Origin of the sequence: Okeania sp. SIO3B5 (assembly GCF_010692555.1) — a bacterium.
Taxonomy (GTDB): domain Bacteria; phylum Cyanobacteriota; class Cyanobacteriia; order Cyanobacteriales; family Microcoleaceae; genus Okeania.
Map to the genome: position 1 here is coordinate 1 of NZ_JAAHHG010000465.1, position 7,941 is coordinate 7,941.

The following is a 7,941-nucleotide window of genomic DNA, read 5'->3' on the forward strand; positions in this document are numbered from 1 at the left end:
TAAAAAAACTTTCTCCTTCAACTCCAGTTCTTCTTCTTTCTTCCCTCTTTCCTCCTGACTCCTGACTCCTGACTCCTGACTCCTCCGTAGTTATTTATTTATCACTGTTCAACCGGACATGATATTAGATAATGTAGTTTGAGAGTTTACTAATATTTCTTTTAGTGGTTTGAGATTTAAACTAGGGTTTTGATATTTCTGGATTTCTTGGATATATTGTTGAATTTCTATGGCAGATTTTTTGAGTAATTCTTTCAGATAGCGACTCTGAGCATACGCCCAGAAAATTTTGTGCAGGTAACAAAGTAAACGGAGCAAATCAAAGTTAAATTCTGCTGCTTTTTTGGCTGTTTGTTCGTTGGGATAGAGAGAAATTATCAGATGATTATTTTTCTGGATTTGTTCAATAGTTGGTGGGGTTACTAATGGGGAAAAATCCATGTTTTTTGACATAGTAATGCCGTATTGTCGTAGTTCAAAGATTGTTCCTCCTAACAGTTTTCCTTGACCTTGCAAATCTTTTTCCCAGTCGAAGCCAAGATTTAATTTTTCGCAGCATTGTTTGGCGATTTCTTCTGGGTTTTTGTTATTAGCTAATTCGGCTAAAACTAACCAAGTTTGTCCGAGATTACCTGTTTGAATTTTGCCCGATGAATCTTTGAGTTTGGCTTCGATTTGGTTTTTTAGTTGGGCGATGCTGTTGGTGGGATGACGAGTTTTATTGTTAGGAAAAGAAGCGGCTATTAGTAGTCCATAAGTATCATTGAGTCGGACTGGATAATAATAGCCTTCGTCGGGAATTTCGTCGCGAAAATACTCGATTCTTTGTGTCAAAAGTTCGAGGTATTCGGTTTCTATTACGCTGTCGAGTTTAAATAGGGAATTGTGCAGATGTTCAGGTAATTTGGAGGCAAATATTTTGCGATTATTTTCTAAGTCTTGTTGGCTTTCTCCTAGACCTTCTCGGAGGTCTTCAACAATTAATAATGAATAATTAATAATGAATAATTAATAATGAATAATTAATAATTACCTCTCCTTGAAAAGAAGAGGATTGACTAATAATGAAAATTTTTCTTTATTATCCCCTTAAAAGGGGAGGCTTTAAACCACAATTTTTCGGTAAAGAAATAGAAATAGGTTGGGATAGAGAGTTTCTGGTACTCCAGTTGCTTCATGTAGGTATCCCGAAAGCACGAGGCCATACTGTTTTGTTATTCCATTTTATATTGCTGAGGTCGGCACTACTGAGGTCGGCACTACTGAGGTCGGCACTACTGAGGTCGGCACTACTGAGGTTGGCACTTCTGAGGTCGGCACTACTGAGGTCAGCACTACTGAGGTTGGCACTACTGAGGTCAGCACTACTGAGGTCAGCACTACTGAGGTCAGCACTACTCAGATCAGCAGCTCTGAGGTAGGCACTACTGAGGTAGGCACTACTGAGGTCGGCACCTCTGAGGTCGGCACTACTGAGGTAGGCAGCTCTGAGGTAGGCAGCTCTGAGGTCGGCACTACTGAGGTAGGCACTACTGAGGTAGGCACTTCTGAAGTCGGCACCTCTGAGGTCGGCACCTCTGAGGTCGGTACTTCTGAGGTCGGCACTTCTGAGGTCGGCACTTCTGAGTTCGGTAACCCTGAGATAGGCACCTCTGAGGTCGGTACCTCTGAGGTCGGCACTTCTGAGAAACTTACCTACTATTTCTGCAAAAGCGCCATTCCCAAGACATTGACTATAACCAATAATCCTCAATAGTTTTGTTTGATCAAAATCTTCACTATCAGTCAATAGTTTTGTTTGATCAAAATCTTCACTATCAGTCAATAGTTTTGTTTGATCAAAATCTTCACTATTAGGTTGACCACAAGGATAAAAATGCAACTGTTCCTGCAACTCCTCCTGAGACTGCCCATAACGATGCAACTCAAACAACAAAATCATCACATTCAATCCTGTATAAATATTCACCCGACGTTGCCCAGACTCAATACCCCACTGCTGCAACTGCCCCGCCTTTTTCTGAGGTAAAGTTTCCTTTGTCGGTTCAATAAACTCCCCTTCACTCCAGTCTAGATAAAACCCATGTAACCGCTCAAACAACACCACCAACTCAACCTCACTCTTCACCAACAACGCCATCAAATACTCCACAACTTCCGCTGTCAAACTGCCATAACCAAATAGATCGTAAACCTGCCATTCCAACTCCTTATCAGACACCATATAAGTCTTACGTCGCCTCCCAGTTTTCAGCGTCAAATCTTCCAGACTGTCTGCCATCCGTTTTGCACAGAGAAACTCACCAAAACTCTTGTGAAAAAACTCCACCGAATTTTCCGCCTTTGCTGCCGATTTCAAATAAAAAGCAGCCAAAGCATTTTTCAATCTATCTTCTCGTTCATCTTGCCTAGCTTTTTCAATTAACCCCTGCAACTCCTTATATCCCTGTTTCACCAGTCGGTCTTCAATCATTTTTATAGCAGCATATTCTCTACCAGACTGCACCACACACAAACCCGCTTCTGCCAATAAAATTTCTAAATTTTTTGGGTCTAACTTCGTAATTTCCGGATTAAGATTTCTGCCATCTTCTACTCGCTGTTTTTTCAGCACCCATTCCAACGCCTGCTCATAAATCAAAACTTTAGCCCCAGCAACATCAGCAGTAACAAACATCTCCCCCTGTAAATCCCCATCCCGGTGCATTGCAGCTAGCAAATACAACAAAAGTGGTTCCCGTGCCAACTCCTTAACCTGCACCGGACATTGTTCGCTGTGCAAAAATTCTCGAAACTTTTCTGCTTCCTCCTCCCCCACTACCGTCTGCCACTTTTGAAACCACCCTTGCTGAATCTTATTACCCATCGGCAAAATATTCACTCGCTCCAGATTAGATGGCATCAACCTTTCAATGCCATAAAGTACCAAAGGTCTCCCCGTAATCAACACCCGATGGCTGCGTTCATTATTTTCTGCTGCCTGTTTCTGAAACTGCGCCACCTGGTCTAAAAACACCTTCAACTCATTACTCGCCCCCCGTTCCAACAATAACTCATCAAACCCATCCAGCAAAAATAGAAACCGAGTATTGCGGTCTGTCAACCAACCGCTATCAGTCTTAACAAAATTCCAACCCACAGCATCAGCTAGAGTCTCATCAATATTAGCTGCAAAATTTCTGACATCTCGCAACCGAATCAAAATAGGCGTATAAATAGGATGTAACTCCCGGCGCACCCAATCAGCAAACATCCGGCAAAAAACACTTTTTCCTCTTCCCGGTCCCGCTTGAATAAATAACACCTGTCTGTCTTTGTTTTCATCCAACAAAATTGTTTTTGCCCACTCCTCAATATTCTGAGGTGTTGCTCTTTCTTCAACCGTCCCATCGAAGTTAACAGGTTTCACTTCTAGCGACACATAAATCTGCCAAAAAGTAAAATTTTCATCAAATACTTTTTCCTGTGGTTTAGTAGCGATCGCTTCTTTCAAATACTTATCAATACTGCCATAAGCTTCCAAATCTTGCTGCCAACTATCTCCATAAATTCCGGCTAATTTTTTAGCATCATCTTTCACCTCTACCACTATTTCCTTAATGTAGCGATGGGTACTGCGGGAAATTCTTTCAGTTACAACTTTTGCAGTATTTTCATCTAAATAAGACTTTTTTAGACGTGCTAATAAAATCTCATCAATTTTTTTTCTCAAGGGCGAATCATAAAAACAAATCAAAGTATCCTTAGCATCTCGTTCATTAAAATTAATTTCTTTATCCAATTTATTAATCTGTTTTTTAACTGCTTCCAAAGCTTCAGCTTCTGTCAACTTTTCTTTGATTTCTGGATGTTCTATAAAAAAATTTCTAATACTTTCTAAATAAGCCACCTGAGCCACCAACTGCACCTCATCTTCTAACGTTGGTTCGTGACGAGTTTTTTCAACAATAAAAGAAATAATTCCAGTTGCAATAGGCGAAAAAGGTAAACCTGCCCCGAAAACTTTTCCCAGGGGAAAATTTAACACATCTAAAACAGAATCAATATTTTCAATCAAAGGTTTTAATACCCGAGCATCCTTATTTTCTTGTATTGCTTTTGCTATTTCCAAAACCGCCTTAGCAGACTCTATCCCACTGCCAATAACGGAAAGATTACTAGCGATCGCGCCAACTTCAGATAAACGTTTTAGGTATTCTTCATCTCCATCGGGAAGAGAAACGTTATTGGCTTCTAATAGATCGTTCAAATCTTTGCGAATAGCCGTCTTTTTATTAGCAATAGTTGATTTAGCTTTACCCAACTCTTTTGCTATTTCCTCATCTGGGGTGCTTCGCAGCATCAGACGCAAAATAGTCATATAATCGCCAGTTACTTTCACTCCTCTCAAGCGCAATTTTTCTTCAAGTGTGAGCCAAATCAAATCATTGTTGGCAAAGTTAAACTCAATGTCTGTATCGAGAACTCTCCAGATATTCCGAAATAAACGTCCTGCCATATCTTCAATAAGTAAAAAATCAGTAAAATAGAGGTAAAAATATTTTGACTAGGTCAACCCAGACTTTTATTTTTGGCCTTTCAATGCTCAGACAAAGTGCATCAGCTAATTTATTCTTTTAAATAGACGTTTTTAGGCCATAGCAATATTTCAAACCGATTATTTGGCTATTTTTCATTTCTGGCCCTAGATGGGTTGAAGTAATTTTAGTAATAGTATAGTATTTTATCAGTAAATATCTCAATGAGGTGATTATAATGCCGGGTGTTTTTTCAAAGATACTAGAGCTACTAAGCCAAGCCATCTTGAGTACCGTAGTGAGATTCGTCTTGAAACAGATATGGATAAAATTTGGAGATTCCCATTGGTTAAATCTGAAAGTAGCCTCCTTAAAAAAGAAATTGGAGAACTTCTTGCGTTCTCTGTTCCGAAGATAGATAAGTATTCAGCAAGGAGTAGAAACTATGAAACCTGAAGAAGTAATGAAAAAACTGCTGCGACTTGTTTTTACCGTTGCCGCAACAGTTGTTGAGTTATGGAATTTCCGGAGAATGCCACGTTTTTAGCAGAATGTAGCTTCTCTCTAGAGATAAGGAATGGCCATTTCTTATCTCTAATTTTTAATCCAATATTTAATTATAACTCAGATGTAGCTACTTGTCATGCATTAGAGCAGCAATGAAATCAATAAGGACTAAACTCAAAGTTAATAATAAACAAAAAACCATACTTGCTAAACACGCAGGTATAGCTCGTCATGCTTATAACTGGGGATTAGAAACTTGCATTTCTGAGTACAAAGAGACCAAGAAACGGCCTAGTGCTATCACTTTGCATAAGCGTTTAGTTGCTGAAGTTAAAAGTCAAAATCCCTGGTATTATGAAGTCTCAAAATGTGCCCCTCAACAAGCATTAAGAGATTTAGAAAGGGCATTTAAAAACTTTTTAACTATTCCCAAACGTGGATTTCCTAAGTTTAAGAAAAAGGGGAAAAAAGACAGTTTTTATTTAGAAGGTAGTATTAAAATTATTCAAGGAAATTACATAAAATTACCCAGAATAGGAATAGTAAAAACTTATGAAATCTTACCTTCTTGCAGAGTGAAAAATGTAAGAATATCCAAACGCGCAGGTGATTGGTACATTAGTTTTAAATATGAATGTCAGCCAAAACCTACTCCTAAAAGCGGATGCGACCCCGCGTCGCCGACAGGCGCAAGCGGTCAGACCCCGCGTCGCCGTCAGGCGCAAGGGAATGCTGACCAAGAGAGGGAATGCGCACCAAGCAAACGAGCTATTATCGGTGTAGATGTAGGCATAAATACTCTAGCAACTTGTAGTGATGGAACAATATTTGCCAACGTCAAAGCCTACAGACAAGCTAAAAAACGATTAACTCGTTATCAACGCCGTGTCAACAAAAAAGAGCGAGGCTCCAAAAACAGAGCTAAAGCCGTAAAAAAACTAGCCAAAGCTCACAAAAAAGTAGCTGATATCAGAGCAGACGCACTCCATAAACTCACGACCTGGTTAGCTAAAAACCACAGCAACATAGTGATAGAGGATTTGAATGTGAGTGGTATGCTCAAAAACCACAAGTTGGCAAGTGCCATAGCAGACTGTGGTTTTTATGAGTTTAAGCGTCAGCTATCATACAAGTGTGATTGGTATGGTTCAAAGTTAGTAATAGCTGATAGATTTTATCCAAGTTCTCAATTGTGTTCTCACTGTGGGCAGAAACAGAAAATGCCATTACATAAGAGAACTTATGTTAGCGCAGCTTTGCGTTAGCAAATGCAGCAACTGCGGTTTTACTGCGGACAGAGACTTTAATGCTGCTGTAAATTTGGAAAACTATGTGCATCAGTAGCTTGAGTTCCAAGCGATTTTAAGCCTGCGGAGAAGATAAGTTACAGACTGTGGTCAGTGGTCTTCAGCAAAACAGGAAGCTAGCTCTAAAGCTCATGCAATTTCCAGTATGGGTAAGTTTAGGTAAGTTTAGTAGAACGGCAATACGAACGGGCGATAGAGTTTTACTAACGGTCTTTTTACTATAATAAGCATAAAGAAAAACCAATGTCAGCCAGGGATTTTTTCCATCAAGAAGTTAAAAATGCTCTAATAAAAGATGGATGGTCAATCACCCATGACCCATTATCTATTCGTTTCGGTGGTGTAGATATATCTATTGACCTTGGAGCAGAACAACTTATTGGGGCAGAAAAAGATAATCAAAATATAGCAGTTGAAATTAAGAGTTTCTTACCAAAATCATCAGCTATTTCTGAATTTCATACTGCCTTGGGAAAATTTATTAATTATCGGGCAGCACTAATTCAGTTATCAGTTATCAGTTATCAGTTATCAGTTATCAGTTATCAGTTTCTCTGGCTAAAACTAGAGCCTTGAAATAGCAACATCATCTTGAATTTACTCAATTAATGGTTAATGAAAATCAAGTCAAATTAATTATTTATAACCCAGATAAAGAGGTAATTACAGAATGGAAAAACTAGAAAAATATCGTCATTTAGTCCAGGAATTTTTGTTAGAATATAGCAAAAATAAACCTGCTTATGGAGAAATTGAAGTACAGCCAATTTTCGATACTGTACGAGACAATTATCAAATTGTTTATATTGGTTGGAAAAACGATTATTTGATTCATAGTTGTCCGATTCATATTGATATTAAAGGTGAAAAAATATGGCTCCAGTGGAATGGAACTGAATTGGATATCGCAGAAGAATTAGTAATGAATGGAGTTGCAAAAAAAGATATTGTTTTAGGATTTCATACACCCTTTATGAGAAAGTTTACAGAATATGCTGTGGAATAAGATGGGGTGATGGGGAGGTAGGGTGATGGGGTGATGGGGTGATAGGGTGATGGGGTGATAGGGTGATGGGGTGATGGGGGGATGGGGTGATGGGGTGATGGGGAGATGGGGAGATGGGGAGATGGGGAGATGGGGAGATGGGGAGGTGGGGAGGTGGGGGGATTGAATGTTGAAGTATATATAGAGTTATAAACATAATAAACAAACATATTATTATATATGTAACTGGATTCTATATGACACATCAATTTAAGTTTTTTTCAACAACAATTTATCAACGTTTTTGGTCATTTTCACAATCATCCCTAAAATTTGATTATATTGACTATAAAGTTGTCTTCCTGTTTGTATATCCAAATATTGACATTTAACTGCAAATTTTAGCCAAACTTGACTTTCTGCGGCTTCTGCTTCAGCATCATTCAATCTTAATAAAAATGAACCTTTATAACGCCTTCTCCTCCATGCTTCTGCTAAATTAGCACATACAGAACGGGAAGAACGCCTAATTTGGTCAGTTAAAGAATATGTTTCTTCTTTGGGAAAACTCTTAGAAATTTCAAAAATTTTCATAGCAGTATCAAAAGCAATTTGATACACCTCA

At 38.8% G+C, this 7,941-nt stretch carries 5 protein-coding genes and 1 pseudogene; 3 read left to right on the top strand and 3 right to left on the bottom strand.

The window, feature by feature from the left end; translation table 11 throughout:
• Window positions 1-108 precede the first annotated feature (108 nt).
• Complete coding sequence (locus F6K54_RS35570) at window positions 109-834, bottom strand: hypothetical protein (RefSeq protein ID WP_293088480.1); 726 nt, start codon at window positions 832-834, stop codon at window positions 109-111.
• Between the two features lie 340 nt (window positions 835-1,174).
• Window positions 1,175-4,498, bottom strand: coding sequence for a pentapeptide repeat-containing protein (locus F6K54_RS35575; RefSeq protein ID WP_293088482.1), 3,324 nt, complete (start codon window positions 4,496-4,498; stop codon window positions 1,175-1,177).
• 678 nt (window positions 4,499-5,176) lie between these two features.
• On the opposite strand from F6K54_RS35575, the pseudogene F6K54_RS35580 reads away from it, so the two are divergent.
• The 3 genes and pseudogenes from F6K54_RS35580 (at window position 5,177) to F6K54_RS35590 (ending at window position 7,337) form a co-directional block, all read left to right on the top strand.
• A pseudogene (locus tag F6K54_RS35580) lies at window positions 5,177-6,368 on the top strand (RNA-guided endonuclease InsQ/TnpB family protein).
• Between the two features lie 206 nt (window positions 6,369-6,574).
• The gene (locus tag F6K54_RS35585; protein WP_293088484.1) at window positions 6,575-6,907 is read left to right on the top strand and encodes an element excision factor XisH family protein; all 333 of its coding nucleotides are present in this window, start codon (window positions 6,575-6,577) and stop codon (window positions 6,905-6,907) included.
• A 94-nt stretch (window positions 6,908-7,001) separates the two neighbouring features.
• Window positions 7,002-7,337, top strand: coding sequence for a XisI protein (locus F6K54_RS35590; RefSeq protein ID WP_293088486.1), 336 nt, complete (start codon window positions 7,002-7,004; stop codon window positions 7,335-7,337).
• Window positions 7,338-7,586: 249 nt separating this feature from the next.
• Here F6K54_RS35590 and F6K54_RS35595 read toward each other — a convergent pair.
• Window positions 7,587-7,941, bottom strand: a 355-nt coding sequence (locus F6K54_RS35595) for a four helix bundle protein (RefSeq protein ID WP_366558325.1), incomplete at its 5' end; no start/stop codon positions are given.